The sequence below is a fragment of the Candidatus Accumulibacter vicinus genome (assembly GCF_000584955.1).
In the GTDB taxonomy this organism is placed as follows: Bacteria; Pseudomonadota; Gammaproteobacteria; order Burkholderiales; family Rhodocyclaceae; genus Accumulibacter; species Accumulibacter vicinus.
Genome location: NZ_JDSS02000019.1, coordinates 191,879 through 193,438, shown reverse-complemented (window position 1 = coordinate 193,438; position 1,560 = coordinate 191,879). Strand labels below are relative to the sequence as shown.

The window sequence follows — 1,560 nt, the reverse complement described above, 5'->3', positions numbered from 1 at the left end:
GAGATCACCTGCAGCGAATCACCGTCGGGGTCGCTGTCGTTGGCCAGGAGCCCTGGCGCAGCGATGCTCAGCGTGTTGTTGGCGTGCACCGTGTAGCTATCATTGGTCGCAACCGGTGCCGTGTTGACGACGTTGATCGTGGTCGTGCCGGTCGCCGTGCCGCCGACGCCATCGCTGACCGTATACTTGAAGCTGGTGGTACCGGCAAAGCCTGTTGTCGGCGTGAAGCTGAAGTGGCCGTCGGCAAACGGGGAAATGCTGCCTTGCAGGCCGCTGACGTCCAGGGTGATGACACTCAGCGTGTCGCCGTCGGGGTCGCTGTCGTTGGCCAGCAGGCCGGGGGCCGCGACGCTCAACACCTGATTCGGGCGGATGGTGTAGGTGTCGTTGTTGACGACCGGTTTGTTATTGAAGACATCGATCTTGACCGTTGCCGTCGAGGTGCCGCCGAAACCATCGCTGATCGTGTAGTTGAAGCTGGTCGTGCCGGTAAAGCCAGCGGTCGGGGTGAAGCTGAAGTGGCCGTCGGCAAAGGGCGACAGACTGCCCTGGAGGCCTGAGACGTTGAGCGAGATCACCTGCAGCGAATCACCGTCGGGGTCGCTGTCGTTGGCCAACAGACCCGGTGCCGCGATCGCCAAGGTCCGGCCGACATGCACCGAGTAGGCATCCGCCACCGCCACCGGTGCGGCATTGCCCACATGGATGAGCGCTGTAGCGGTCGCGCTGCCGCCAAATCCATCGCTGATCGTGTAGCTGAACGTCGCGTCGCCGGCAAAGCCCGCGTTGGGCGTGAAGGTGAAGCTGCCGTCCGCGCGTGGGTTGCTGATCACGCCCTTGCCCGACAGGCCGGCGACGTTGAGGACCGACACACTCAGGGAATCGCCGTCAGGATCCTTGTCGTTAGCCAGCAGGCCCGGCGCGGCCACCGTCAGTGCGCGGCCGGCATGAACGGAGTATTCGTCGGCGTTCGCGTCCGGTGCGCGGTTACCCACATTGATGTTGACCGTCCCCGTGGCGACGCCGCCATGACCGTCGCTGATGTTGTACTTGAAAGCCGTTGCTCCGACGAAGCCGGCGGTCGGCGTGAAACTGAAGTGCCCGTCCGCAAACGCCGACAGCGAGCCCTTCAGGCCCGTGATGTCGACCGAGGTCACGCTCAGCGCATCGCCATCGGCATCGGTGTCGCCCTCGAGCACGCCCGGCGCCGCGATGGCCAGCGTCTGGCCCGGGCGCATCGAGTAGGTGTCATTGTCGGCTACCGGTGCGTGGTTCACCACATTGATGTTGACCGTCCCCGTGGCAGCACCGCCATGACCATCGCTGACGTTGTACTTGAAACTGGTCGCGCCGATAAAGCCGGCGGTCGGCGTGAAACTGAAGTGCCCGTCCGCAAACGCCGACAGTGAGCCCTTCAGGCCCGTGATGTCAACCGAGGTCACGCTCAGCGCGTCGCCGTCGGCATCGGTATCGCCCTCGAGCACGCCCGGCGCCGCGACGGCCAGCGTTTGGCCGGGGTGAATCGAGTACGTTTCATTGTCGGCGATCGGTGCCTGGTTT

The 1,560-nt window shown here is 64.6% G+C and carries 1 protein-coding gene; it reads right to left on the bottom strand.

Annotated features, from left to right (window positions below; genetic code table 11):
• Positions 1-1,560 (bottom strand): cadherin-like domain-containing protein (locus CAPSK01_RS07290; RefSeq protein WP_273703328.1); only part of this gene is annotated, 1,560 nt, incomplete at both ends.